The sequence below is a fragment of the Haloarchaeobius baliensis genome (genome assembly GCF_052060055.1).
Classification (GTDB): Archaea; Halobacteriota; Halobacteria; order Halobacteriales; family Natrialbaceae; genus Haloarchaeobius; species Haloarchaeobius baliensis.
Map to the genome: position 1 here is coordinate 60795 of NZ_JBPPFR010000001.1, position 24373 is coordinate 85167.

At 68.1% G+C, this 24373-nt stretch carries 32 protein-coding genes and 1 tRNA gene; 14 read left to right on the top strand and 19 right to left on the bottom strand.

Annotated features, from left to right (window positions below; translation table 11 throughout):
• Window positions 1-27 precede the first annotated feature (27 nt).
• From ACSG06_RS00295 to ACSG06_RS00305, 3 genes are all read left to right on the top strand, one after another.
• Complete coding sequence (locus ACSG06_RS00295; protein WP_440988262.1) at window positions 28-165, top strand: hypothetical protein; 138 nt, start codon at window positions 28-30, stop codon at window positions 163-165.
• Between the two features lie 142 nt (window positions 166-307).
• Window positions 308-1036: an HAD family hydrolase gene (locus ACSG06_RS00300; RefSeq protein ID WP_440988263.1), complete on the top strand. Its 729-nt coding sequence runs from the start codon at window positions 308-310 to the stop codon at window positions 1034-1036.
• A 42-nt stretch (window positions 1037-1078) separates the two neighbouring features.
• Window positions 1079-1972 (top strand): hypothetical protein, encoded by an 894-nt coding sequence (locus tag ACSG06_RS00305; protein ID WP_440988264.1) that lies wholly within the window; start codon window positions 1079-1081, stop codon window positions 1970-1972.
• Window positions 1973-2068: 96 nt separating this feature from the next.
• Here ACSG06_RS00305 and ACSG06_RS00310 read toward each other — a convergent pair whose 3' ends face one another.
• Entirely contained in the window at window positions 2069-2446 is a 378-nt protein-coding gene (locus ACSG06_RS00310) for a thiol-disulfide oxidoreductase DCC family protein (protein WP_440988265.1), read from the bottom strand.
• A gap of 60 nt (window positions 2447-2506) precedes the next feature.
• Window positions 2507-2974, bottom strand: a complete 468-nt coding sequence (locus ACSG06_RS00315) for a cupin domain-containing protein (protein ID WP_440988266.1) — start codon at window positions 2972-2974, stop codon at window positions 2507-2509.
• A gap of 78 nt (window positions 2975-3052) precedes the next feature.
• On the opposite strand from ACSG06_RS00315, the gene ACSG06_RS00320 reads away from it, so the two are divergent.
• From ACSG06_RS00320 to ACSG06_RS00330, 3 genes are all read left to right on the top strand, one after another.
• Window positions 3053-3373: a tRNA-binding protein gene (locus ACSG06_RS00320; protein ID WP_440988267.1), complete on the top strand. Its 321-nt coding sequence runs from the start codon at window positions 3053-3055 to the stop codon at window positions 3371-3373.
• Window positions 3374-3440: 67 nt separating this feature from the next.
• Complete coding sequence (locus ACSG06_RS00325) at window positions 3441-3764, top strand: 4Fe-4S dicluster domain-containing protein (RefSeq protein ID WP_440988268.1); 324 nt, start codon at window positions 3441-3443, stop codon at window positions 3762-3764.
• A 41-nt stretch (window positions 3765-3805) separates the two neighbouring features.
• A complete protein-coding gene (locus ACSG06_RS00330; RefSeq protein WP_440988269.1) occupies window positions 3806-4189 on the top strand; it encodes a hypothetical protein in 384 nt (127 codons plus the stop codon).
• Between the two features lie 7 nt (window positions 4190-4196).
• Here the strand turns inward: ACSG06_RS00330 and ACSG06_RS00335 are convergent, their stop codons facing one another.
• Complete coding sequence (locus tag ACSG06_RS00335) at window positions 4197-4358, bottom strand: DUF6757 family protein (protein WP_256295896.1); 162 nt, start codon at window positions 4356-4358, stop codon at window positions 4197-4199.
• Window positions 4359-4445: 87 nt separating this feature from the next.
• Window positions 4446-5228, bottom strand: a complete 783-nt coding sequence (locus tag ACSG06_RS00340) for a PHP domain-containing protein (protein WP_440988270.1) — start codon at window positions 5226-5228, stop codon at window positions 4446-4448.
• 135 nt (window positions 5229-5363) lie between these two features.
• Here ACSG06_RS00340 and ACSG06_RS00345 point away from each other — a divergent pair, with 135 nt between their 5' ends.
• The gene (locus ACSG06_RS00345) at window positions 5364-5654 is read left to right on the top strand and encodes a DUF5789 family protein (protein WP_440988271.1); all 291 of its coding nucleotides are present in this window, start codon (window positions 5364-5366) and stop codon (window positions 5652-5654) included.
• A gap of 48 nt (window positions 5655-5702) precedes the next feature.
• Here the strand turns inward: ACSG06_RS00345 and ACSG06_RS00350 are convergent, their stop codons facing one another.
• Window positions 5703-6710 carry a DUF5784 family protein gene (locus ACSG06_RS00350; protein WP_440988272.1) on the bottom strand — a complete coding sequence of 336 codons (1008 nt, stop codon included), beginning with the start codon at window positions 6708-6710 and terminating at the stop codon, window positions 5703-5705.
• Between the two features lie 167 nt (window positions 6711-6877).
• On the opposite strand from ACSG06_RS00350, the gene ACSG06_RS00355 reads away from it, so the two are divergent.
• A complete protein-coding gene (locus ACSG06_RS00355; protein WP_440988273.1) occupies window positions 6878-7051 on the top strand; it encodes a DUF5786 family protein in 174 nt (57 codons plus the stop codon).
• Window positions 7052-7062: 11 nt separating this feature from the next.
• On the opposite strand, the gene ACSG06_RS00360 is transcribed toward ACSG06_RS00355, so the two are convergent.
• From ACSG06_RS00360 to ACSG06_RS00370, 3 genes are all read right to left on the bottom strand, one after another.
• Entirely contained in the window at window positions 7063-7842 is a 780-nt protein-coding gene (locus ACSG06_RS00360) for a DUF7530 family protein (RefSeq protein ID WP_440988274.1), read from the bottom strand.
• Window positions 7839-8762, bottom strand: coding sequence for an NAD(P)H-binding protein (locus ACSG06_RS00365; RefSeq protein ID WP_440988275.1), 924 nt, complete (start codon window positions 8760-8762; stop codon window positions 7839-7841). The genes ACSG06_RS00360 and ACSG06_RS00365 overlap by 4 nt, the downstream gene beginning before the upstream one ends.
• Window positions 8763-8835: 73 nt before the next feature.
• Window positions 8836-9720: a YkgJ family cysteine cluster protein gene (locus ACSG06_RS00370; protein ID WP_440988276.1), complete on the bottom strand. Its 885-nt coding sequence runs from the start codon at window positions 9718-9720 to the stop codon at window positions 8836-8838.
• 114 nt (window positions 9721-9834) lie between these two features.
• On the opposite strand from ACSG06_RS00370, the gene ACSG06_RS00375 reads away from it, so the two are divergent.
• Together ACSG06_RS00375 and ACSG06_RS00380 are read left to right on the top strand one after the other, a co-directional pair.
• Complete coding sequence (locus ACSG06_RS00375; protein ID WP_440988277.1) at window positions 9835-10113, top strand: hypothetical protein; 279 nt, start codon at window positions 9835-9837, stop codon at window positions 10111-10113.
• A 25-nt stretch (window positions 10114-10138) separates the two neighbouring features.
• Entirely contained in the window at window positions 10139-10345 is a 207-nt protein-coding gene (locus ACSG06_RS00380) for a DUF7561 family protein (protein WP_440988278.1), read from the top strand.
• Here the strand turns inward: ACSG06_RS00380 and ACSG06_RS00385 are convergent, their stop codons facing one another.
• Together ACSG06_RS00385 and ACSG06_RS00390 are read right to left on the bottom strand one after the other, a co-directional pair.
• Complete coding sequence (locus ACSG06_RS00385) at window positions 10346-10765, bottom strand: RNA-binding domain-containing protein (RefSeq protein WP_440988279.1); 420 nt, start codon at window positions 10763-10765, stop codon at window positions 10346-10348.
• Window positions 10762-11331, bottom strand: a complete 570-nt coding sequence (locus ACSG06_RS00390) for an AAA family ATPase (protein ID WP_440988280.1) — start codon at window positions 11329-11331, stop codon at window positions 10762-10764. The genes ACSG06_RS00385 and ACSG06_RS00390 overlap by 4 nt, the downstream gene beginning before the upstream one ends.
• Before the next feature lie 125 nt (window positions 11332-11456).
• Between ACSG06_RS00390 and ACSG06_RS00395 the strand changes: the two genes are divergently transcribed.
• Window positions 11457-11831, top strand: coding sequence for a YccF domain-containing protein (locus ACSG06_RS00395; protein ID WP_440988281.1), 375 nt, complete (start codon window positions 11457-11459; stop codon window positions 11829-11831).
• Here ACSG06_RS00395 and ACSG06_RS00400 read toward each other — a convergent pair.
• A complete protein-coding gene (locus tag ACSG06_RS00400; RefSeq protein ID WP_440988282.1) occupies window positions 11813-12544 on the bottom strand; it encodes a GNAT family N-acetyltransferase in 732 nt (243 codons plus the stop codon). The genes ACSG06_RS00395 and ACSG06_RS00400 overlap by 19 nt on opposite strands.
• 117 nt (window positions 12545-12661) lie before the next feature.
• Between ACSG06_RS00400 and ACSG06_RS00405 the strand changes: the two genes are divergently transcribed.
• A tRNA-Arg gene (locus ACSG06_RS00405) sits at window positions 12662-12771 on the top strand.
• Between the two features lie 511 nt (window positions 12772-13282).
• Here the strand turns inward: ACSG06_RS00405 and ACSG06_RS00410 are convergent.
• Window positions 13283-13594, bottom strand: a complete 312-nt coding sequence (locus ACSG06_RS00410) for a hypothetical protein (protein WP_440988283.1) — start codon at window positions 13592-13594, stop codon at window positions 13283-13285.
• A 98-nt stretch (window positions 13595-13692) separates the two neighbouring features.
• Between ACSG06_RS00410 and ACSG06_RS00415 the strand changes: the two genes are divergently transcribed.
• Entirely contained in the window at window positions 13693-14127 is a 435-nt protein-coding gene (locus ACSG06_RS00415; protein WP_440988284.1) for a MaoC family dehydratase, read from the top strand.
• Window positions 14128-14263: 136 nt separating this feature from the next.
• Window positions 14264-15943: a histidine kinase N-terminal 7TM domain-containing protein gene (locus ACSG06_RS00420; protein ID WP_440988285.1), complete on the top strand. Its 1680-nt coding sequence runs from the start codon at window positions 14264-14266 to the stop codon at window positions 15941-15943.
• Between the two features lie 85 nt (window positions 15944-16028).
• Here ACSG06_RS00420 and ACSG06_RS00425 read toward each other — a convergent pair whose 3' ends face one another.
• The 7 genes from ACSG06_RS00425 to ACSG06_RS00455 are packed head-to-tail and all read right to left on the bottom strand — an operon-like array spanning window position 16029 to window position 24219.
• Window positions 16029-17111, bottom strand: coding sequence for an aminopeptidase (locus ACSG06_RS00425; protein WP_440988286.1), 1083 nt, complete (start codon window positions 17109-17111; stop codon window positions 16029-16031).
• Between the two features lie 60 nt (window positions 17112-17171).
• Window positions 17172-17729 (bottom strand): DUF7529 family protein, encoded by a 558-nt coding sequence (locus ACSG06_RS00430; protein WP_440988287.1) that lies wholly within the window; start codon window positions 17727-17729, stop codon window positions 17172-17174.
• 51 nt (window positions 17730-17780) lie between these two features.
• On the bottom strand, window positions 17781-18260 hold the full coding sequence (locus ACSG06_RS00435) for a DUF7555 family protein (RefSeq protein WP_440988288.1): 480 nt from the start codon (window positions 18258-18260) through the stop codon (window positions 17781-17783).
• Window positions 18257-19921: an ABC transporter ATP-binding protein gene (locus tag ACSG06_RS00440; RefSeq protein ID WP_440988289.1), complete on the bottom strand. Its 1665-nt coding sequence runs from the start codon at window positions 19919-19921 to the stop codon at window positions 18257-18259. The genes ACSG06_RS00435 and ACSG06_RS00440 overlap by 4 nt, the downstream gene beginning before the upstream one ends.
• The gene (locus ACSG06_RS00445) at window positions 19918-21312 is read right to left on the bottom strand and encodes an ABC transporter ATP-binding protein (RefSeq protein ID WP_440988290.1); all 1395 of its coding nucleotides are present in this window, start codon (window positions 21310-21312) and stop codon (window positions 19918-19920) included. Before ACSG06_RS00445 ends, ACSG06_RS00440 begins: the two co-directional genes overlap by 4 nt.
• Complete coding sequence (locus ACSG06_RS00450) at window positions 21312-23132, bottom strand: ABC transporter permease (protein ID WP_440988291.1); 1821 nt, start codon at window positions 23130-23132, stop codon at window positions 21312-21314. The genes ACSG06_RS00445 and ACSG06_RS00450 overlap by 1 nt, the downstream gene beginning before the upstream one ends.
• A gap of 1 nt (window position 23133) precedes the next feature.
• Window positions 23134-24219, bottom strand: a complete 1086-nt coding sequence (locus ACSG06_RS00455) for an ABC transporter permease (RefSeq protein ID WP_440988292.1) — start codon at window positions 24217-24219, stop codon at window positions 23134-23136.
• Window positions 24220-24373 lie beyond the last annotated feature (154 nt).

The following is a 24373-nucleotide window of genomic DNA, read 5'->3' on the forward strand; positions in this document are numbered from 1 at the left end:
TACCCGTCCGGCCCACGAAGCACGAACATGGCCTCGACACTCGGCTGGTCGCTGCTCAGCTCCGGCATCGTGACCCTCGTGCTCGCCGCGCTGCCCGGCGACGACGTGCTCTGGGGCGTCCTCCTGCTCGTCCTCGGCATCGTCGTGATGGCGCGGCGGCTGTGACGGCACCGAAACACTGACGCCGGCGCGCCGACGAGTCGATATCGTTCTCCACAGGCAACAGCCGTGGCTGGGCCACGCTGTCGCCGGCCGTCGCACGTCACGCGACGGAGCAAGAATGACAGGAGACAGCCGAGACGACGGAATGGAATCGACAGCAACGGAACCGACGAGCGACGTCGACGCGGTGCTGTTCGACCTCGACGATACGCTGACGACGTACGAACAGGACGGGAGCGAGGTTCTGCCCGAGGCGTTCGACCGCGCCAACGTCGAGCCCTTCTGCAGCTACGCCGACCTCGAAGCCGTGGCGGCCGAGCAGGCGTTCCCGCCGGAGCGGACCCACGCGGACTTCTGGATCGCGGCGTTCGAGCGCGCGGCGGAGCGTCACGGCGGCGACCCCGCAGACGCCCGGGCGCTGTACGAGGCGTTCGGCACGGTGCTCGCCCGTGACCGGGTCGAGTTCCTGCCCGGGGCCGAGGCTGCACTCGAATCGGCCCGCGAGGGCTACCGCGTCGGGCTCGTCACGAACGGCGAGCGCGCGGTGCAGGAGTCCAAGCTCTCGAATCTGGGCATCGCGGACGCCTTCGAGACCGAAGTGTACGTCGACGAGGTGAGCGAGCCGAAGCCCGCCGTCGAGCCGTTCGAGACGGCGCTCTCCGACCTCCGTGTCGGCGCCGACCGGGCGCTCTACGTCGGCGACTCGTACCACCACGACGTTCGCGGGGCAGCGCGGGCCGGCCTCCGGGTCGCGTGGTGTCCGCCGGACGGGACGACGCCGGCCGAGGCGCGGGAAGCCGCCCCGGACGGCGAGGATGTCGGGCCGAACCACGTCCTCGGGAGCCTCCACGAACTCGCCGCGTTGCTCGGCTGACCTGGACAAAGCACTTACCCCCGTGTCCGGAATCCGTGGGTGATGCCCTCCCGCAGAGCCCTCCTCTCGACCACCGGCCTCGGACTGACGGCCGCGCTCGGCGGCTGTCTGTTCGGCGGTGGTTCGGACGACAGCGACGACCAGACCCCGGCGACGACGCCGAACCGGACCACGACCCGAATCACGGCCGAGCCCGAGCCGGTGCAGCAGCTCCAGCGCGTGGACCCGGTGGCGGTGCCCGACGACGCGACCGCCGTCCTCGCGAACGAGGACGTTCGGACCCTCGTCAGCGACGCCGCCGCGACCGACGGGAGAGTCGACTACCTGCCCGAGGACGGTCCTGTCGACGAGGACGACCGACTGGTGTTCGGTGCGTTCGACCGCGTGCAGTTCCGGGGGGAGACGTACGACCCCACGTCGAGCTACGCCGGGTTCGCACAGGAGGCGGAGTACGTGGTCGAGGCGACCGGGACGACGGAGAGCGAGGCGAGCGGCGAAGTCGTCGTCTACGGGGAACTGACCGACGCCGAACGGGGGATCGCAGACACCCTCCTGGCCGAGGGGAGCTCCACCGCCGGCGGCCACGAGGAGGTCCCCGAGGCGTTCTTCACGTTCCGGTCGGCCGACTACCTCAGGACGGACGACGCCGTCTACAGCCTGTCGACCCTCGTCGGCGACAACGTCGGCCACCACATGCTCACGCTCCGGCCCGCCGACGTGGGCCAGAACTCGACGCTCGTGACCGTCGAGGACCGTGTGGTGCCGGCAGCCCGCCGCGAGCCGGTCCGGACCGCCGTTGACGAGGGCAGCGTCGCGCTGTCCGCCGACGAGCTCGGGCGGTTCCGTGACGCGCTCGGCGAGGCCCGCTTCATCTGTACCGCTCACGCCGTCGTCGAGTTCGTCCCCGACGACGCCGGGCGGCTCGCGCCGCCTTAAGAACCCGCGGCCTACCGGCAACTGGTCGCGGTAGCGAAACCGGTTTTACTACACCCGTACGTAACTCCTACTGCGTCGACTTTCCCACTTCCACTTCTACTCGCCCCGAGCCGGCGGCTCGCAGCGTCGTATCCTGCCGAGGTGGTCCCGATTGTTCGCCAGCGTCCGGTATACCGGTTCCCGGACGGCCTCCCGGAGGCTCCCCGGGAAGAGCTGGAACGCTGCCATCGGCAGGCGCTCCCACGAGTCCATGCGGGCGACGATCTCCTCGGCGGCGGCCCCACAGGAGTACGTCTCCTCGCCGACGAACAGGTGCGCACAGGACTCGTAGTCCGGGGGCAGCCGCGCCAGCTGCTCGTCGGTGAGCTCGGAGAACCCGACGACTCTGAAGGGCCCACGTGCCGCGGCGTAGCGTGCGCTCCACGTGCAGAAGCCGCAGTCGTCGTCGTAGACGATGGTCGGCCAGGCGCTCATGCGTGACTGTTGGTGCCGAACCGACATGAAGGGCGGTCCCGGGGCGGGCCACGGTCGGCCTCAGGTGAACCGGCCGGTCTCCGCACCGCAGTCCACGCAGCTGCTGACGACCGCGTCGCGCTCGTCGGTGAGCGAGAGGCTCTGCTCGGTGCGCTCGCCGCAGTCCTCGCAGTGGCGGACCATGGTGAGCTCTGTCGACTCCTTCGGTGCGCCCATCGCGAGGACGACCGCCCGCTCGTCGCCCTCGTTGCTGCCGAGCTGCCACTCGCCGGGCGCGAACCGGGCGACCTCGCCCGCTCCGACGGGGACGTCGCCGTCCCCGGTCTCGAACGTGACGACGCCGGACTGGACGTAGAACACCTCCTCCTGGTCGTCGTGGCGGTGGTAGCCGAAGCCGAGACTGTCGCCCGGTGCGAGCTCGTAGTAGTTCAACGCGAGGTCGGTCGCACCGAGCGCGTCGGTCAGCGGTCGTTTCACGTCGGCGGGACCCATCCGCTCGTCGGCGTCCGCGATGGTCACCTTCTCCATGGCCGGGACGACGGCGGCCGGCGGCAAATAGCTGCAGGCTGCGGGAGCTTTAGGTGCCGACGGCGCGACCTGACGGCCATGAGTGGTCCGTTCGACGTGCGCATCCGCGTCGCCGAGATAGTCGACGCAGAACCGTTCCCCGAGGCACGCAAGCCCGAGCTGGTGAAGCTCACGCTCGACGTGGGCGAGGAGGAGCTCCAGTCGGCCGCCCAGCTCGGCTACCACCACGAGGTCGACGACCTCCCCGGCCGACAGGTGCTCTGTGCGACGAACCTCGGCACCGTCACCATCGCCGGCTACGTCTCCGAGGCGCTCACTGTGGGGGTCCCCGGCGACGACGGCAACCCCGTGCTGGTCACCCCCGACGAGGACGTGCCGCTCGGCGGCGAGCTGTACTGAGGGCGGCGGGCCGGTCGGTCGCCGCCGAGTCGGGTGGTTTTTCCACCTCGGCCACCGACCGACAGCCATGGCCATCGACCCGAACTTCGACGAGAACCGCGAGGCCGTCGACGAGCACGAGGGACACGCCGTCTGGGGCCCCGTCGACGAACCCGAGACGCTGGGCATCCACGGCACGCACGTCGCGGTGGACTTCGACATCTGCCTGGCCGACGGCGCGTGTCTGGAGGACTGTCCGGTCGACGTGTTCGAGTGGGTGGACACGCCCGGACACCCCGAATCGGAGATCAAGGCGGACCCCGCCCGCGAGGCGCAGTGCATCGACTGCATGCTCTGTGTCGACGTCTGTCCGGTCGACGCCATCGACGTGGACGCGAGCCGGTCGGCCTGAGCGACACCAGACACTTACCGTTCGAGTATCATCGTTCGGTCATGTCGACGAAGTCGATACAGCGCATCCACGTCTCGTCGGTACTGCTGCCGAGCGCCGTCGTCGGGTTCGTGGTTGGGCTCCTCGGCGGCCTCTGGTCCGTCCTCGCGTCCTCCTCCCCGTCGACCAGCTCGTTCGTCGCGTTCGTCGGGGCCGCGACCCTCGGCGGCTGTCTCGCCGGCGTCCTCGTTGCGATGCTCTACAACACCGTCGCCGACCACATCGGGGGAGTCAGGTTCGAGGTCGATGACACGGCCTCGCGACCGGCACCACCGGGCGAGAGCATCGTCGACGACGACGTGGTCCGCTGTCAGGAGTGTCAGGGCCTGGAGCATCGCGAGCGCGACAGCTGCCGGTTCTGCGGGAGCACGCTACCGAGCACGTAGCGAAGAATCAGGTTCGGTCGACGTCGACTTCCTCTTTGAGCTGCTGGAGTTCGTCGGCCTCCGCGAGGTCGTCGAGACGGTCGCGGAAGTGCTCCTCGCACAGCCCGACCTTGATGCCCTTGGATTCGACGGCGAACGCGGCATCGAGGTCGCAGTAGTGGCACTTCATGCAGCCACCTTGGCGGTGCAACCGTTTGAACGCTACGCTCGCGGTCGATGCCGGCGCGGAACCGTCGGCACGGCCGTCCCCTGCCAGTCAGGCGATACGGGCCGCGACGCGCTCGTACGCCGCCTCGCTGAGCCCGGTGATGCCGAGTTCGTCGTCGTGGGCGTCGCTCCCGCCGGTGACGAGCAGGTCGTACTCGTCGACGGCGCGCTCGACGAGCTCGGTGTCGACGGCGTGGCCGTAGTCGTAGTACCGCTCGACGGCGGGAAGGTCGGCACAGAGTTCGAGGGCGGCCTCGGGGTCGGGGTAGCGGAACGGGTGTGCGAGCGAGACGAGCCCGCAGGCCTCGGTCAGCACCTCACGGCCCTCCGCGAACGAGGGCACGTCACGCGGGACGAAGCAGGGACCGTCGTCGCCGATGAGGTGTTCGAACACCTCGCCGTACTCGTAGTCGGTGTCGGGGTGGTCGGCGACGGCGCGGGCGATGTGCGGGCGGCCGAGACCGGGCCGACTCTCCAGCCCGAGGTCGACCTCGAGGCGGTCCTCCACGTTGGCGATGATGGCCGCGCCGCGCTGTTCGCGGTCGGTCTGGAGGTGGTCGACGAGGGTGGCGAGATCGTCGTCGGTGTCGTCGACGCCGTAGCCGAGCAGGTCGACGCGCTGGTCGCCGGCCTCGACGCGGAGCTCGATGCCGTGGACGACCGCGACCCCGTCGTGCTGGACCACCGGCGCGTCGAGGGCCGGGTGGGTCCGGTCGTGGTCCGTGACGGCGACGACGGAGAGCCCGGCGCGCTCGGCGGCCGCCGGCACCTCGTCGATCGTCATCGTCCCGTCGGAGTTCGTCGTGTGGACGTGGAGGTCCGCGTACACCATACCCGCCGTTCGAACGGCCCGGGGAAACCCGTTCCGACACGTCGGTCTGATCACCTTAAGGTGTACAAGGAACCTGGGACGCTCGAAGGTCGTTTATGGACAATGTTTATAATTATCTTTCACGGAAGATGTGGTATGTTCCGCAATGGAACGGACGAGCGAATCGAGAACCAGACCTACCCACTGACAGCCGACGAACTCGCCGCGGAGCTCGGCGACGCGCAGCTCGACCTGACCCACGGCTCACAGACGGTGTCGGAGGTTCTCGAGCAGATCCGCTGTGACGAGACGTTCCAGCGGCCGGAGGACGTCCGGTTCACCCTCGTCGGCGGCGTCTCGGAGGACGCCGTCGGCCGGAAGGGCTACTCGGACCGCGACCCGACGCCGCCGGGCAGCCCCGAGGCTCCCGAGACGGTCTCGTTCTGAGTCACAGCAGCTTCCCTGTATCACCGTTCTCACGTCCGCTAGCCGTCGCTACAGCAGCGTCATCGCGGAGTCCAGGTAGAGCGGGACGTCGCCCTTCGTGTACCCCTCCGCGGAGCCGTCGGGTCGGACCCGGTAGACGACGGCCGGCCTGTGCCGGACGTCGGGCTGTTCGCCCTTCACGGCGGCCCACTGCTCGTCGGTGAACCCGGAGCAGTCGACGAACAGGACGACGCCGCCGCCGTGGTTCGCGAGCTGTCCGCTCGTCTTCACCTCCGCCGTGTCCCGCACCGCCACGACCGGGCTGTTCGTGCTCCGGCGGTTCGGCGGGCGCGGCCGCGTGACCTCGACGAGGTAGCTCGTGCCGTCGGGCTCGGTCGCCCGGTAGTCGAGGAAGTGGCCGGTCGTCACCTCGATCTCGGGGGTGACGTCGTAGCCGGCGTCGGTGAGCAGCTTCGCGGCGACGAACTCCGAGATGGCCGCGCTCATCCGCCAGTAGTCGAGTGTCTCGCTCGTACCGAGCTTGCCCGCCATCTCCTCGCGGTAGTCGTCGAGGTAGCCCGGCCTGAGCACGGATTCGAGGTACGACAGCGCCTCCTCGGGGTCGGAATCGGGGAAGCCACACGCCCGCTCGTGGAGGAACTCCCGCGTCGTCTCGCGGCCGTCCTTGGACATCAGGACGGTGAGGAAGTACCAGCGGACGTGCGGATAGTCGTCGAGCCACGGCGCCTCGACGGCGAGGTCGGCGAGCAGCTCGCGCTGGGCCCACCGGGCCACCTTGTAGGGGACGTCCTCCCACTCGTACTTGTCCGTCCGCCAGAGTGCGCTGGGGGTCTCGGTGTTGCCGAGCCAGTAGGCCACGTCGCCGTCGGTGCAGAACAGCGCCATGTCGCCGTTGTCCATCTCGAAGCGCCACGCCTGCCAGCCGTTCGGCGGTTTGTAGTGCGGCGAGACGAGGTCTGCACCGAGGTTGGCGTCGAGGTCCGCCAGCAGGTCCCGGCGAACGCGGTCGTCGTCCCAGCGTTCGTGCGAGCGCCGGAAGCGGAGGGGTCGTGCCACACCGGCGGTTGGTCGGCTTCGTTTAAACGGGTTCGGGTAGCTTCGGGCCCGCGTGACGGCGTTCTCCGCCCGGGTACACCTCGTGCGCGCCTGTCGCCCCCGTTCTCCCGGGCTGGTTTCGGCGATAGTTTGATAAGGAGTAGCAACCAATCATGAGTCGTATTGCCATGTCAATGGGTGCCTACGACGATGACGAGCACGAGCGGCGCGAGCAGCAGGCCAGTCGGGTCGACACCGACTTCGACGACGAGCGGACCATCCACCACGGGAAGGTCGAGTACGACTCGGGAGAGTCGACCGAGGACCTGCTCGAGCAGTTCGAGCAGATAAAGTCCGACTAGTTCGGGCCGTTCTACCGACGGATGCTCAGTCCCACCGAGAGCGACGTGGCCAGCGTGACCGCACAGACGTGGGCGACGACGACGGCCGAGAGCACCGGCCGTCCCAGGATGAACGGGACGAGCAGCAGCTGTGCGACCGCGAACCAGAGGTTCAGCAGGTCCGTGCGGGCGAACGCCCACGAGGTCTCGCGGTCGAACTCGTAGACGTACGCCCGCCAGATGGCGACGACGCCGGCCCACCAGCCGGTGCCGATGCGGTAGGCGACGTCCCAGAGGATGAGCAGCATCAGGTACACCGCGAGCACCGGCGGCTCCTCCCCGAACAGGCTGGTGATCAGCGGGTCCGTCGAGCGCGCCGGGTCGACGACGAACAGGTGCGTGACGACCGCGATGAACGCGAGCACGCCGAGGACGACCTCGACGCTCGACCCGAACAGGAGCCGACGGTAGTCGTCGGGTGCGGGGAGCCGGCGGATGGAGGCGCCGAGCCTGAGCATCAACGCGCTCCCGACCGCGGCGACGGCCACGGCCGCGGTGCCGGCGGGCACGGCCGACCAGAGGTCGTAGTACCACGCCAGCAGGAGCAGTGCGGCCTCGAAGCCGAGCAGCTGGATGGTGACGGCGGCCCGCTCGGAGATCTCGATGCCCGGGAGCGCGCCGACGATGCTCTCGTACACCCACGTCTCTCCGAACTCCTCGACCGGCTCGCGAGGCGACTCCGGCACCGAGTCGTCGCTCCTGGGCTCGTCCGCGCTGCCCGTCGTCGCTGCCCCCGGCGGCCCATCGCTCATGCGGGCTCCTCCACGGGAACGGGCGTCGGTGCCGTCGGGTCCGCCGCGAGCGCCTCGCGCACGGCCGTCTCGAACGGTGTCAACTCGACGTCGACGTACTCGGTGATGCTGTCGTCCGTGACGACGACCGGGTTCCGGAGTCCGGCGATGAGCGGTCGTGCGACTCCCTTGGGCACGTCGGTCACGAGGTCGACCCAGTACGCGGACAGCTCCGGGGAGAGGACCGGAACCGGAAGGACACGGAGCCGCTGACCGGTGAGCCGTGCCGTCGTCTCCAGCATCTCCCGGTACGTGAGCACCTCCGGGCCGCCGATCTCGAACGTCTCGCCGGCGGTCTCGGGTGCGTCGAGCACGCCCACGAGGTACGCGACCACGTCGTCGATGGCGATGGGCTGGCACGGCGTCGACACCCACTTCGGCGTCACCATCACCGGGAGCCGCTTGACGAGCTGGTGGACCATCTGGAAGCTGGCGCTGCCGGCACCGACGATGATGGCGGCCCGGAGCGTCGTCAGGGCGAACTCGCCCTCCTCGAGCAGGTGCTCGACCTCGCGGCGCGAGCGCAGGTGCTCCGAGAGCCGGTCGCGCTCCTCGCCGAGGCCGCCGAGGTAGACGACACGCGAGACGCCCGCCGCGTCGGCCGCGTCGACGAAGTGCCGTGCCGCGCGGCGGTCGCGGTCCTCGAAATCCTTCCCCGACTGCATCGAGTGGACGAGGTAGTACGCCGCGTCGACGCCCTCGAACGCGGTCGAGAGGCTCTCGGGTTCGAGCAGGTCGCCGCGGACGACCGTCACGTCGTCGGGGGCGTCGTACCGGGTGGGGTCGCGGACGAGCGCGACCACGTCGTGACCCGCGTCCCGAAGTGCGGGGACGAGGTGGCCGCCGACGAACCCGGTCGCACCGGTGACGAGTACGCGCATACAGCCACGAAGGGGTGGCTGCTGCAAAAAGGGTCACCCCGACTCGTTCCGACGACGTCGCACGCCGTCGCGGTCACTCCACCGCGTCCCAGCCGGGCGTCTGCGGCGCGCCGGCCGCGTCCTCGACGCGCTCGGCGGCGTCGGCGTCCGGTGCCGGCTCGCCCTCGCCGGACGCCCAGGCGGTCCACGTCTCGACTGCATCCGTGACCCAGGAGTCCGCCGACAGCACGGTCTCGCGGTACTCCTCGTAGTGGCGTTCGCTGTGCTCGGCCGTTCCCGGGGCCGACGCCGCCGCCCAGCCGACGAACTCGGCGCGGTCCGCGCTGGTCAGCGTCCCCGCGGCCGCCCGGCCGACGATGCCGGTCAGCGCGTCGGGCTCGGGGTGGACGAACACCTTCTCGCCGAGCGCCTGCGGGCCGAGCAGCAACCCCTCGACGGACTCGGGTGGCTCGTCGTCCAGCAGCCGGTCGCCACCGAACACGGCCTCGACGCGTTCGCACTCCGTCTCGCGCTCCAGCAGGAGGTTGTGTCCCGGATAGTCGGCGCACTCCGACGGGTAGAGCCCGTCGCCGTGGATGCGACACTGGAGCGTCGTCGGGTCGAGGAACACGCAGCTCCGGAGCCACCGCTCCCCGTCGGTCCCGACGGGCGCGACCGGCTTCGGAGTCTTCCGCAATCCGACGAAGAACGTCGGCTGCCCGTCGACGGCCGCCAGCCGGTGTCCGTCGACGACGACCGCGTCGTCCGCCGCCGTTGGCGCCGTCCAGAGCCGGGGGACCAGCGCGTCGCCGTAGCCAGCGTCGCAGAATCTCCGCACCTCCGCCCGCGTCAGCGGCACGAGGTTGTAGATGTCGTCGAGCGGTTCGTGCGGCCCCCGCCGCTCGTGGTCGCTCGGTTGCGCCGTGAGGGGTCGCCAGTCGACACAGCAGCCGGCACAGCCCTCGCAGTCGACGTCCATGTCCAGGTGGTTCGTCCGCCAGCGACAAATCGGTACCTGAGACGCCAGCTGGTCTATATAGCTCTCTATCACGCACCCAAACCTATTCCATACATGAGTGTGAACGAGGCTCACATGGTGAGTGGCAGAAACGGCGGTGTCAGGGCGGTGGCGAACCGCGAGGTGGTCGCGAGCTTCGCCCTGCTGGCATCGCTGGTCGCACTCGGACGGCTCACGACGCTCGGGCCGCTCGCGACACCGGGCACACTGCTGATCGAGGGCTACGAACTGGTAGAGACGTTCCTGACGGACGTGGTGGCCGTCTCCGCCCCGACCGTCGTGCTGTTTCTCGTCTACCTCTACGTCCTCGCCGTCGGCGTCGCCTGGTTCGTCCGCAACACGGGAAAGAGCTAACGCCGTCCAGCCCCCAGGCTGGGGCGTGAGCACGGACCCATGCGACGGCTGCGGGGAGCCGGTGAAGATCCGCGGCGGCATCGGCGACTTCTGGTCGTTCTTCGGCAGCAGCGACGACACCGAGGGGATGCTGTTGACGTTCGACAGCGACGCCTCCGAGCACCTGCTCTGCTACGACTGCATCGACCGGCTCCCGGACGAACCGACCGCGGCCGACGTCGAGGCGCTGTAATCAGTTCTCGTCGCGGGGCTCGACCGGCCTGCCGTCCTCCGTCGGTGGCGCGACGAAGTCCACGAACTCGTCGACCGACGGCTCCGTCACCCGCATCCGGACGTGGATGTCGCCCAGCTCGTCCGGGTTGCCAACCGAGAAGTTCACGACGCCCTGGAACGCCGCCTGCTTCTTCAGGTCGAACTCGACGACGGTCCCGTCACGGTGCTCGAAGAACTGCCCACGGGCCGTATCGAGGATGGCCTGCTCGTGCAGCAGCTCGGAGAAGTGGTCGACCTGGTGTGTCGTCGCGAGCAGTTCGCCCGGCTGCTCGGTCACCTCGGCCTCCGGGAAGATGTTCCGGATGGCGTCGGCGACCCGGTCCGTGACCTCCGTGTCCGTCACCGGCGCCGTTATCTGGACGTCGACGCTGTAGATCATCCCTGCACCTCCGAGACGGCCGCCGGGCCCTCCGCGAGCAACGTCTCGATCTGCTCGCGGAACGCCGCCAGCGTGTCGGTGTTGTCGATGACGACGTCCGCCCGGTCCATCGCGTCGTCCATCCCGAAGCCGCGCTCGCGCTCGTCGCGCTCCCGCAGGCTCTCGCCGTCCTCGTCGGTCCGGTCCCGTCCGCGCTCGGCCAGCCGGTCCCTGCGGACCTCGAAGGGGGCCTCGATGCTCACGAGCACGAAGTCGTCACCGAACGCGGCCTCGAAGGTGTCGAGCTCGACGCCCGAGCGCAGCCCGTCGACCAGCACGGTGTCGTGATCCGCGAGGTGATCGCGGATCATCGGTAGCGACCGCTGAGCGATGGCGTCGGGCCCGTTCTCCTCGCGCAGCGCCTGTGCGATGCGGCCGTGGTGTTCGGCCGGGTCGAGCCCGCGGTCGCGACACTCCTGTCGGATGACGTCGCCCATCGTCACGACGGGGATGTCGTGCTCGCGGGCGACGTTCGCCGCCTCGCCCTTGCCGCTCCCGGGGAGGCCGACTGTTCCGATGACGGTCATCGGCCGAGAGTTGTCGTGACGGCGGCTTAACCCCACCGCTCTCCCGTCGCGGCACCGGTCCGCTCGCCGACGGCACCGCCGTCTCGCTGCCAACCCTTTTCGCCGGTGGACACGTCCGTTCACGTATGGCCCGTTCCCTCCTCGTCCGTGCGGTGTGGTTCCTGCTCGTGGGCTGGTGGCTCACGTTCCTCGCCATCAACGTCGCGTGGTTCCTGAACGTCACCATCGTCGGCATCCCCCTCGGCGTCGCCATCATCAACCGCGTGCCGACGCTGCTGACGCTGAAGGAGCGCCGCGAGCCCATCGACCCCGACGGGGGGCGGAGCCAGCACTCGCTGGTCGTCCGTGCGGTTTACTTCCTGCTCGTGGGCTGGTGGCTCAGCCTGCTCTGGGCGAACGTCGCCTGGGCGTTCGCGGCCTCCATCATCGGCCTGCCGGTCGCCATCGTGATGTTCAACTACCTGCCGTATCTGACCTCGCTCTACCGGTTCGACGGCTGAGCGGGCACGACCAGCGACCCCGTCGCGAACCGCTCGAAGCCCAGCCCGTCCGCCAGCGAGACCGACCACGGCCACGCGTCGAGCGTACGGTACTGCGGCCACAGCCCGGCGTCGAGTGCCCGCTCCGTCGCCCGCGAGACGACCGCCCGGCCGAAGCCACGGGAGCGGTGGTCGGGGTGGGTGACGACGCCGACGTGTGCGACCTGCTCGTCCCACACCTCGTAGCCGGCCGCCGCGACGAGCTGCCCGTCGGCCGCGACGCCGACTGTCTCGCCCGGCTCGAACGCCGGCCCGCCTGCGTCCCACTCCTCGGCCGGCACCGCCGTCCGGAACCGGTCGTACGCCGCCTCGTCGTCCGCCGTCAGCACCCGCGCCGCCGACGCGACCGGTTCGAAGCGCTCGGCGTCGGTGTAGCCGTAGTACGCCGGCCCGAGCACCGTCTCGACGGTCGTGACGTGGTCGGCCACCCACCGAGTGAGCGCCGCCGGGTCGTCGGTCGCGACCGCAGCGAGGTCGGCGGCGTGTGCCCGACAGTCCGCGACGTGCGGGGACGGTGCCCCGATGGCGACGGTCCCGTCCCGGACGAACACCTGGATGCCCGCCTCGGCTCCCGTCTCACCGACGACCACGCCCTCGGACTCGAACGCGTCGCCCGGGACGCCGAGCTGGTCGGTCCAGTACGTTTCGAGCGCCTGCTCCGTCGCCGGCTGCATGGTCGCTCCGACGCGTGCCCCCGTGATAACGTTTCGACCGGTGTGTGAGTCCACCGCACCTGCCGCGTCGGTCGAATCCCGACCGCTTTTCTACGATGGGGACATAGCCGGAATCGAGGGCACGTAGCTCAGCCTGGATTAGAGCGTCGGACTTCTATCCGCACGCACCGGCTCCGGTGGTGTGGGAAGACATCCGATGGTCGTGGGTTCAAATCCCATCGTGCTCGCTATCTGGGAACGAAGTGAGTAGTAGCGACGCACGTGGGATCTGAATCAGGGAGCGGAACAGCGTGGGGAGACCGTGGTTCAAATCCCATCGTGCTCGTCTGTCGTCACGAACCCGCGAGTGACGACGACGAGCGAACGTGGGATTCGAAGCAGGGAGCGGAACGGCGTGGAGCGACCGTGGTTCAAATCCCATCGTGCTCGTCCCTTCGGTCGCTCCCCCGCCGCCTGGCTCAGTGTCACTCGGCCGACACCTGCTACGTCATGGTCGCTTTTGTGTGGCGAAGAGACACTAGCCTGCTAGCCTCGATGTTGATGTGTGATGACACGGTACATATGTGTGCGTCGTCGGACCAGGGAGTAGTCCGGGCGGGCCAGCAGGTAGTCGAGCCGACACCGACGGACCCCTCTGGGGGGAGGGACCGGCGCGTGTTGTGGGCCGCCGTGGAGTACGAACCGGCGACGCGAGGGAAGGGGTCCAGTGCCGCCACGAGCAGTCGGGCAGTGTGCGGGCTATCCTGCGGTCGTCGTCCTGTCCGTCGACCGGACGCGGACGTAGCCGTACAGCGTACAGCCCATCGCCACGAGCAGGGCGAGCACGCGGACGGCGGGGTGGACGCCCAGGTCGGAGACGAGGCCGAAGACGTTCTCGAAGGCGACCATCGTGACGACGAACAGGGCGCTCCCGGCCTGGAAGACGACGAGGGCGCGCCGTCGTTCCCGGGAGACGCCGCGTCGCTGGCGGACCAGCTCCGAGCGGACGAGGGCGACGACGCTCGCGACCACGAGGCCACCGACGAGTAGCCAATCCGAGGGCACCGACATCGTTCGATCGTAGCCGACCGTGGCTGAAAAATATTCGCCTGCGGCCCACCTCCGGGGCCGATATGCAGGCTTTAGTCGTCACCGGCCGAGACGGTGATATGGAGTACTTCGAGGACATCGAGGTCGGCGACACCCGCGAGTACGGCAGCTACACCGTCGAGGCGGAGGAGATCATGGAGTTCGCGGGCCAGTACGACCCGCAGCCGTTCCACACCGACGAGGAGGCCGCCGCCGAGAGCTTCTTCGGGGGGCTGGTCGCGAGCGGCTGGCACACCAGCGCCATCACGATGCGCCTGCTCGTCACGGGCATCTTCCCCGACACCTCGGCGATGGGTGCCGTCGGGGTCGACGAGCTGCGCTGGCCGAACCCGGTCCGACCGGGCGACGAGCTCCACGTGGAGACGGAGGTGCTGGAGACCGAGGCGGACTATCGCCCCGGCGTCGGGCTCGTCCGGAGTCGCGTGGAGACGTTCGATGCCGAGGGCGAGCTGAAACAGCACTTCGTGAGCCGGGCACTGTACGGGCAGCGGTGAGCCCGGCGCTCTCGCTTCCGTTCGCCATCCACGAAACCGGTGGCGTGTGGTGATAGTTATCGAGTGACTGTCATCGCCCGAACCGCAGTAGTGCGGTGCCCAACAGAGTCTTACCGATTGCCGGCCTGTCACCTCCATGGTCGATGCTGCCCCGCTTCTTCCGGGGCTGCTGTTGCTCTCCGCGGCGGCGAGCGCGAGCATCGTCGCGTACCTCCTCGTCCGGCTCCGGCGGCGGACACCGTCACGCGGGACGCGGTCGTTCCTCCTGGTCGCAGCTGCCGCGGGCGTATGGTGTCTCGGCGTGACGCTGATGCTCTGGGAGCCGACGTTCGAGGGGATGGCCGCACTGTCGATGGTCTCCTGGTTCGGCATGCTCGTGCTCGCCATCGCGTGGCCGGCGTTCGTCCTCGAGTACACCCGCTCGGTCGACGTGTTCAGCCCCCGTGTGTTCGGACCGCTGGCGGCCATCCCCGGGCTGACGCTGTTCGGCCTGGTCGTGCGGAGCGGCCTCCTGGTCCGGGACGTCCACGTCGAGAGCGTCGGTAGCCTCTCGACGCTCGACGGGACGCCGGGGCCGCTGCTGGTCGTGTTCGTGCTCTACACGTACGTCGTGAACATCGGCTCGCTCGTGCTGCTCGCACAGCACTACCTCGAGTCCGGCAGCGAGGTCCGGCCACAGACCGGTGCGTTGCTCGTCGCCGGGTCACTCCCCTTCGCGGTCAGCATCGCGAGTCTGCTCGGCGTGACGCCGTTCCAGCCCGTCGATCTGACGCCGCTCGTGTTCACAATCACGAACGTCATCGTCCTCGTCGCGCTGTTCCGGTACGACCTGTTCCGCCTCGTCCCCGTCGCCCGGACCACGCTCGTCGAGGAGCTGACGGACGGCGTACTCGTCGTGGCTCCTGACGGGCACATCGTCGACGCCAACCCGGCCGCCGTGAGGCTCCTCGGGTCGGCCGACCCCGTCGGCAGCGACGTCGACGACCTGTCCGTCGACCTCGACCTCGCCGAAGGCGGTCGCTCGAATTTCACCGTCGTCGAGGGGGCCACGTCGCGCCACGTCGAGGTCGAGGTCTCGCACATCCGGACGCCGGGCGAGGAGCTCACCGGGGCGCTCGTCGTGCTCCACGACGTGACCGAGCAGCGAGAACGCGAGGCGGCACTCCAGGAGACCAACGACCGCCTCGAGGAGTTCGCGGGCGTCGTCAGCCACGATCTCCGCAACCCGCTCACCATCTCGCAGGGCTACGTCGACCTCCTCCGCGACCGCCACGACGACCCCGAACTCGACGAGATCGACGCGGCGAACGCGCGGATGCAGGAGATAATCGACGACACGCTGACCCTCGCCCGGCTGGAGACCGGCGCGCTCGACGCGGAGCCCGTGTCGCTCCGGGACGTCGCTACCGAAGCCTGGAGTGTCGTCGACACCGGGACTGCCAGCCTCGACGTCGACGACCACACGGTCTCCGCCGACCCCGGCCGGCTCCGGACCCTGCTCGAGAACTGTTTTCGCAACTCTGTCGAACACGGCCGCCCGGACGACGACGCCGACCTCGTCGTCACCGTCGACCGACTCGACGACGGGTTCGCCGTCGCCGACGACGGGGTCGGCATCGCCGAGACCGTCCGTGACGAGCTCTTCGAGACGGGCGTCAGCTCCGACGAGGACGGCACCGGCTTCGGGCTCGCCATCGTCGACCGCGTCGCCCAGGACCACGGCTGGACCGTCACACTCGGCGACACGGACGAGGGTGCCCGGTTCGAGGTGCGCGGCGTCGACGTGCGGGAGAAAGCGGACTGCGAGACGCCCTGACACTCCGTAGCGCTCAGAAGCCGTCGCACGGCTCGCTACGCTCGCCGTTCCGGCACGAGGTTCTTCGCTGGCGCTCAGACCCTCGCTACTCCTCGAACCGGAAGGTGCCGTTCCGCTGCACCACTTCACCGTCGACCTCGATTATCGAGTCCTCGCTCATGTCGACGATCATGTCGACGTGGACCGCGGACTCGTTCTGCTCGTTGCCCTCGCCGACGTTGGCCTCGTAGGCACGTCCGACGGCCATGTGGACGGTGTCGCCCATCTTCTCGTCGAACAGCATGTTGTACGTGAACCGGTCGATGTCGCGGTTCATGCCGATGCCGAGCTCGCCCAGCCGGCGCGCGCCCTCGTCGGCGTTGAGCACCTCCGTCAGAAGCTCCTCGTTCTTCTCGGCGCTGTGCTCGACGACCTCGCCGTCCTCGAACCGGAGGAAGACGCCGGTGACCTCGCGGCCCTGATGGTACAGCGGCTTGTCGAACAGCACCTCGCCCTCGACGCTGTCTGGCACCGGCGCGGTGAACACCTCGCCGCCGGGCAGGTTGTGCATCCCGGTGTCGTTGATGGTGACGTTGCCCGCGATGGACATCGTCACGTCGGTCGTCTCGCCGCTCTTGATGCGGACCTCCTCGCCGTCGTCGAGGATCTCCACCATCTGCTGCTGGAACTCGCCCTGCTCGTCCCAGTCCTTGTTGACGGCGTCCCAGACGAAGTTCTCGTAGCCCTCGGTGCTCATCTCCGCGAGCTGGGCGTTCGCGCCCGCCGGATACTGGGTGAGCACCCAGCGCTTCGAGAGCCGCTCGTCGAGCAGCGGCTTGCGCGTCTTCTCGTACTCGCGTGTCGTCGCCGGCTCCACGTCGGCCGTCTCGGTCACGTTCGTGCCGCCGCGGATGGCGATGTAGACGTCCATCTCCTCGAACAGCGCCATCTCGTGGCTCGGTAGCTCGAACTCCCCGCCGTGGTTCCGGAGGTACGCCCGTCGGAAGCGTGTCCCGGTGCGCTGGCTCACCGCCAGCGGGTTCGCACCGACGTCGGCGCACGTCTCGAACAGCGCCGTGACGAGGTCCTCGGCGACGGGGTGTGCGTCGATGACCACGTTGTCACCGGCCTGGAGGTCAGCTGAGTGCTCGGCGACGATACGTGCGTGCTCACGAACTCGTGGATCCATACCGGTAGTCGCGCCGGTGCTCGGTTATCGGTTTCGGTGCGAAACCCGACGGCGACAGGATCAGACTTCGGGCTTCCAGTCGTCGATGCGCTCGGCGTAGGGGACGAACTTCTCGTGGGAATCGTGCTTGAACACGCCCAGGATGGTCCCGTCGAGCTTCTGGACGTAGGTGTAGAACTCGCCCGCGTCCTCGGCGTCGTGGACCATGCCGGGGGCGTGACGCAGCTCGTACTGCGCGGCGACGAAGATCGCCGTCTCCGTCTCCGGGTCGCGGTACTCCACGACGAGGAACACGTTCCCGTCGACCTCGCGGCGGTACACCTCGTACTCCGGGAACTCCTTGTCCCCGAAGACCTCGGTGAACTCCTCGCCGTGGTTCGACGGCACGACGAACACCATCCCGAAGCGGTCGTCGTCGTCGTCGCCCGCCTCGCGGTGCTGCGTGCCGGTGCTGCCCGCCATCATCGTCACCGTCTCCCAGCCATCGTCCTCGCGCTCGTCGGCCAGCGCCTCCATGTCCTCCAGTGCACCCTGCCAGGCCGACTTGAGGACATCGGCGTTGTTCGCGATTCGGTCGACGTACTCGTCGTTATGTTCACTCTCGGGGACGTCTGGCATATCTGAACACACGAAACGGAGCCGGATAAGCGTGTCTGACCACCTGAACCGTCAGACTGTTCCGGGGGCGGAGATGCCGAAGACGAACTCCATCGCGATCGAGAGGCCGAGCATCAGGACGGCCGCCAGGAACTGCTTTGCGTGCGTCGAGAACCGGTCGTTCTGGTTCACCTCGACCCACCGCATCGGCGGGAGCCAGGCCGCAATGCGTTCGAGCCGGGTCGACGACCGCGCGCCGACCGACCCGGACGCCTTCTTCTGCCTGTCGTCACCGCTGGTGACGAACGTGCCCTTCGACTCCATCTTCGACGGCGAGTCCGGCCGCAGCTGGAACGACGCGTACGCCAGCAGCGCGAACCCGACCCAGAACAGCACGTACTTCGTCCGGAACAGCGTCCCCTCCCCCGAGAGCTCGAAGAACGCCGACGTCCCCGCGACAACGGCCGTCAGAAGGGCCGCGTAGGCGAGGGCGTCCAGCGTCTTTCGACCGAGTCGGATCGCTCCGACCACCTCCGGGGGCCGGTCGCTCATTGCTTGAGCTTCTCGAACTCCGGTGCGGGGTCTTCGTACCTGTCCACGTGTCGGTGGCAGAAGCTCGTCCGGCCGTCGTCGCTGACGCCGTAGTGCTTCGGCCGGTCCGTGTCACAGATGCTGCCGAACTGGTCGAACAGGTACTTCCGGGCCTTGTTGTCGTGGCCCTTCTCCACGAAGCTCGCGGCCTCGCGGATGTGCTCTGCGACCTCCGACGGGACGTCCACGTCGCCGAACAGCTCGTCCGTGATCTCCGTCACGTCGGAGAAGCGCGTCGACCGGCCGAGCAGCTCCCGGGCGTGGTCCGTGAGCGACCGGTCCGCACGGGTCCGCTCGCGGATGACCTCCCGGAAGACCTCGACGCGCTGCCAGATGTCGTCGTCGATGTGCTCGTACTCGTCGGGCCGGATCTTCACCGGACAGCGCGTGCTGAACGGACAGCCGATCGGCGGGTCGCGCGGGCTCGGCGGCGTCCCGCGCAGGGTGATGCGGTCCTTCGACGCGGACGGGTCGGGCTCCGGAATCGCCGACAGCAGCGAGTGCGTGTACGGGTTCCCGGGGTTCTCGAACAGGCCGTCCGTCGGCCCGATCTCCATCAGGTTGCCGAGGTACATCACCGCGACCCGGTCACAGATGTGCCGGACGACACTCAGGTCGTGTGCGATGAACAGGTAGGTGAGCCCGAACTCCTTCTGGAGGTCCTCCAGCAGGTTCAGGATCTTCGCCTGGACGGAGACGTCGAGTGCGGACACCGGCTCGTCGAGCACCAGGAAGTCCGGCTCGAGCGCGAGCGAGCGGGCGATACCGACGCGCTGGCGCTGCCCACCGGAGAACTGGTGCGGGTAGCGGTAGTAGTGCTCCGGGCGCAGTCCGACGGTCTCGAGCAGCTCGCGGACGCGTTCGCGGCGCTCCCGTGGCGTCCCCCAGCCGTGGACGTCGAGCGGTTCGCGGATGATCTCACCGACGGTCATCCGGTCGTTGAGGCTCGACTCGGGGTCCTGGAAGACGATACCGAGCTGCCGGCCGCGCAGCCGCTTCAGCGCGCGGGCCGGCGCGGCGGTCACGTCGATGTAGCCGCGGTCGACGTCGTAGACACCGTTCTCGATGCGGCCCTCCTCGATGAAGACGAAGTCCTTCTGGTCGAACAGGCCGAGCTTCGGGCCGAAACCCTGGTCGATGACGTCCGAGACGTCCAGGTCGGTCTGCTGGACGAAGTCGGCCGCGTCGATCTCGTCCGGGTCGACGTCCTCCCAGCCGCGGTCGGGTGCGACCGCCTTGGGCTGGACGCCGTCGGCGAACAGCTTCGTCACCAGCTCGACTGCGTCGTTGTCGGCGTACACCTCGCGGAGGTCGACCGTGCGCCGACCGTAGGTGTTCGCCATCTGCTCGACGACGTCGGGCTTCTGGAAGCGGCTCGCACCGGCCGTGGCGTCCTCGAGCTGGACGAGCGTCCGGCCGAGCGTCGACTTGCCACAGCCGGACTCGCCGACGAGCCCGAGCGTCTCGCCCTTCTTGATGTCGAAGCTCACGCCGTCGACGGCCTTGACCGGCTCGTCGGCGATGAGTCCGCCACCGGGGTAGTACGTCTTCAGGTTCCGCACCTGTATCATCGGCTCTGCCTGGACTGTCGACTGCGACTCGGACATCGCTTGCTTGCTCATTCAGGACCACCTCCCTTGCCGCCTTTGGATCTGTGGATCTCGAGCGCCTCGGCCTGCGGGACGTCCTCGGGGTAGAGCAGGCACGAGGCCGTGTGACTGGTGTCGCTCTGGCCGACGGAGACGGGTTCGGGGTGGACCGCCTGACACTCGTCGAACGCCTCGGGACAGCGCGGCGCGAAGCGACAGTACGTCGCCTCCTCGTTCGGCGTCGGCACGTCACCCTCGATGGTGACCAGCCGTTCACCCTCCTGTCGGCCGGGGATCGAGGAGAGCAGCCCCTGCGTGTAGGGGTGCTTCGGTCGGTCGAACAGCGACTCCGCCGCCGCGGTCTCGACGATCTCGCCGGCGTACATGACGTTCACGCGGTCGGAGATGTCGGCGATGACACCCATGTCGTGCGTGATGAACATGATGGAGAGACCGCGATCTTCCTGTATCTCGGAGAGCAGCTCCAGGATCTGCGCCTGGATGGTCACGTCGAGCGCGGTCGTCGGCTCGTCGCAGATGAGCAGCTCCGGCTCGCAGGCGAGCGCCATCGCGATGACCGCACGCTGGCGCATCCCACCGGAGAACTGGTGGGGGTACTCCCGGACCCGACGCCGCGCGTCGGGGATACCGACTGCTTCGAGCAGGTTGACGGCCTCCTGGGTCGCCTCCTGGCCCTGCAGCCCGCGGTGGAGCCGCAGCGCCTCCTCGATCTGGTTCCCGACGGTGTACACCGGGTTCAGCGAGGAGAGCGGGTCCTGGAACACCATCGCGATGTTCCCGCCGCGCAGCCGTCGGAGCTCGCGTTCGCTCGCGCGGGTGATGTCGACGTAGCCGCGGTCGACGCGGACGCCGTCGCCGGAGGTGCGTCCCTCCTCGACGAAGATGAAGTCGTCCGCGTCGACGAGGTTGAGCTCGTCGGCGTAGCCGGCTGCGATGACGTCGTCCCAGCCGACCGCATCGTCGGCGACCATCTGGCGCGCGTTCACCTGCTCCGGCGGCAGGTCGGCGTACTTCTCGTGGCCGGTCAGCTCGTGTGGCTGTGCGCCGTGCTGGTCCATCGCGTCCTGGACCACGTTGGCGAGGTCGGACTGCTCCTCGAGCTTCCCGATGTCGACGGTCTTCCGCGTGTACGTGTTCGCGAATCGCTCGACCGTCTCCGGGTCGCGGAACTGGATGGAGCTCCCGCGGAGCGTCCGTCCGGGGCTCTCGACGAGGCCCATGATCGAGCGGGCCGTCACCGACTTGCCCGAACCGGACTCGCCGACGATACCGACCGTCTCACCGTGGTCGATGTCGAAGCTGACGCCGTCGACCGCGCGGATGACCTCCTTGTCCGTGAAGAAGGAGGTCTGGAGGTTCTTGATGCGGAGGATGGGCTCCTCCTTGTGGGTCTGCATCGACATCACCCACCACCCCCTGCGGCGGCGGTCTCACCAGCACCGCTGCCCTCGGACTGCGGGTCGATGGCGTCGCGGATGCCGTCACCGAGCGCGTTGAAGCCGGTGACGACGAAGACGACCATCAGGCCCGGGATGGTGGCGATGTGCCACGAGACGGTGGTGACGTACGGCCGACCGATGTTGACCGCACGGCCCCACTCGGGCGTCGGCGGTGCGACGCCGAGGCCGAGGAACGACAGTGCGGCGACGCTGATGATGATCCCCCCGATGGTGAGCGACCCGTAGATGAGCAGGTAGCCCGCCACGTAGGGGAGCATGTGCTTGCGCATCGTGGCCGACGGTCGCTGACCGTAGGACTTGGCTGCGTCGATCCACTCCTCCTCGGACACCTGGAACGCGGGCCCACGGATGGCACGCCACAGCGCCGGCCAGCCGGTGGCCGCGAAGATGAGTGCCAACAGGAACCCACCACTGTAGATGTTCGAGATGGGGTGGCTCGAGAACACGACCGAGAGCAGGATGTAGATCAACAGCCCCGGCAGTGCCTGGATCGAGTCACTGGTGACGACGACGATGAGGTCTGCGAGCCCCTTGTAGTACGCCGTCACCATCGCGAGCGCGGTCGCGATGAAGCCGCCCAGTGCGATGGACAGCAAGCCGATGAACAGCGAGACGCGCGCGCCGTCGGCCATGAACGTGAACAAGTCCTTGCCGTTGGCGCGTTCAGACAGTGTCCCGATGGGGTGGAACCGGCCGTAGTCGTCGTAGCTCATCACGCCGACGTTGTTGTCGGGCGTCCCGGTGGAGGCCGACTGCAGGTTCGCGGTCCCGTGGGTCGACGTCTGCACCTCGCCGTTCTCGACGTACTGGAACTCGTGACCGTACGGGTTGTAGATGTTCTGTGCGGTGGTGGTCGGTCCCAGCGCGGGGGCGAACATCGCCATCACGAGGAACAGGAACACGACCACGAAGCCGAACTGGCCCCAGCGGTGGGTGCGCAGCCGGTCGATCATGTCGTCACGCGGCGTCCAGTCGGCGAAACGGTAGTGCCGACGGAACGTCTTGTAGCCCTGCCAGGCCCAGAGGAGCCAGACGAAGGCGTAGAGGTAGACCGCGAACACGCGGATCGCCCACGCGATGGCGGGCGAGAGTCCGAGGAACGTGCCGTGGTACGGACCGATGGCGATGCGAGCACCCAGGATTTCACTGCCTGCGGGGTACTCGGATGCCGCACTCGCCGGCGGCTTGAAGCCCTGGTTCGGTATCAGGTCCCGCGAGAGCAGCGTCGGGACGTTGGCGACGATCCAGTCGGCGATGCCGGCCATCGTCTGTGCGAAGCCGTGGATCAGCTGTGCGAGCGTCGGTTCGCCGATGAGCGGGAGTGCGGGCAGGAACGCGAGCGGCTCGTACAGCAGGATGAGCCACAGCACCGCCAGGAACACCCCGACGATGAACCGCTCGAGGAAGTCGGTCGAGATCGGCAGGTCCTCGAGCCCGAGCGTCTCGACGATGTTGAACGGGATGAACGCCGCCTTGACGAAGACGGAGAACACCGTGAGCACGATGAGTGCCCCCAGTGCGGACATCACGGTCCCGCCGGCGAATCCGAGCGTGTCGTACATCGTGTCGACGTACCAGCCGCCGACGTCCTTGCTGCCCCCGACGAGCGGGTTGATCTGTTCGCCGAACAGTATCAGCGCGTCGACGAAGGCGCCGAACTCCACGGCGAGAAGCAACAGGGCGCCCCCGAGCCACACCAGTGCTGGTGTCGGGTTCGCCGCGATTCGACCGAAGAGCGTCTTGTTCTGGGTTACCTCGCTCATGTTATTCGTACCCCACTCGTGGGTCGATGATCGTGTAGAGGAAGTCCTGGAATATGTTCATGAAGACGACGATGAGGATGAAGATGTACATCAGTGAGCCGACCAGCGGCATGTCGCCCTGGATGGCGGCCTGGAAGAACAGGTAGCCGATCCCGTTGATGGCGAAGATCTGTTCCATGATGACGGAGCCGCCGATCAGCAGGAACGCCTCGTTCAGGATGATCGGGACCAGCGGAATCAGTGCGTTGCGGAACACGTGCTTCCAGACGATCTTCTGACGCGAGAGGCCCTTCGCGCGGGCGGTCTCGACGTACTTCGAGTTGATCGTCTCGAGCACGGCGGTCCGGCCCAGACGCATCTCGTTACCCATGGATGCGGAGCCGAGGACGATCGCGGGCGGGAGGACCATCTTCACCGCGCGGACGAAGACCTCCCAGTTGAAGCTGAAGAGGGAGATGGTGGTCCCGCCGATGGTGAACAGCTCGGTGCCGTTGGAGTCGTAGAAGTTCAGTGGCGGTGGAGTCCCGATGTTGTTGGTGACGATCCAGGCGTCCCACTGGAACTGGACGACGCCGAACGTCAGCATCTCTGAGTACGTGACGGACTGGCTCAGCACCGAGTAGAAGATGACGCCGAGCCAGAAGTTCGGCATCGCCCGCCAGACGATACCGCCGAAGGAGGCGAAGTAGTCGCCCATCGTGTTCGGGTTGAGCCCGGCGTAGAAGCCGAGCGGGATGCCGATGAACAGCGGAATGAGCACCGACCAGAAGCCCAGCCAGAGCGTCCGCGGGGCGTGCTGGACGATGAGCGTCATCGACTTCGTGTTCTCCTGGATGACGTAGGAGTTCCCGAGGTCGAACGTCAGCAGTCCGACCATGAACTCGATGTACTGTTCCCACAACGGCCGGTTCAGCCCGAGCTGTTCCTCCACCCGGTCGTACTGCGACGGTGGAGTGTTCGGACCGAGGATGGCCGCAACCGGGTCGAGTGGACCCAGTCGAAGGATCATGAACGTGATTGTCACGCCGAACAGCACCACAGGGACTGCCAGGAGGAGTCTGCGGGCGAAGTACCCCCAGCGACTCATGGCGTGTCCCTCCGGTGAGCCACTTCCATCACCATTGTTCTACTGGGAGTATATCTCGCACCCATGGTTATGTCTTGCGTTCCTTAACGGTCGTATTTCCGGACGTACCCGGGGCTACGCGCCCGAAAAATGAAAAATCCGATACGGGACCGAA